The 301-nt window shown below is 63.8% G+C and carries 1 protein-coding gene; it reads right to left on the bottom strand.

The genetic code is table 11. The features are described 5' to 3' along the window. Nucleotides 1–301 (bottom strand): aconitase family protein (locus H2O73_RS23790; RefSeq protein WP_246335990.1); only part of this gene is annotated, 301 nt, incomplete at both ends.

The raw sequence follows: 301 nt of genomic DNA, 5'->3' as shown, positions 1-301 counted from the left end.
CACGCGGAAATTGGCGAAGGCCGACTGGCCCCATTTGAGGAACGTGTAGCGTTCGATGTTGCGCTCGTATTCGCGGTCCACGTTCATCTGGAAGGCGCGCGGATTGCCGAACTCGTCGATCATCACCGAGTGGTCGATCACCAGATCCACGGGGTTCAGCGGATTGATCTTCTCGGCGTCGCCACCGAGCCCCACGATCCCGTCGCGCATGGCCGCGAGATCCACGACCGCCGGCACGCCGGTGAAATCCTGCATCAACACCCGGGCCGGGCGATAGGCGATCTCGCGCGGGTTCTTGCCG

Origin of the sequence: Vibrio marinisediminis, from assembly GCF_014050145.1 — a bacterium.
Classification (GTDB): Bacteria; Pseudomonadota; Gammaproteobacteria; order Enterobacterales; family Vibrionaceae; genus Vibrio; species Vibrio marinisediminis.
The sequence above is the reverse complement of the archived record's forward strand: the minus strand, read 5'-3'. Positions and strand labels throughout refer to the sequence as shown.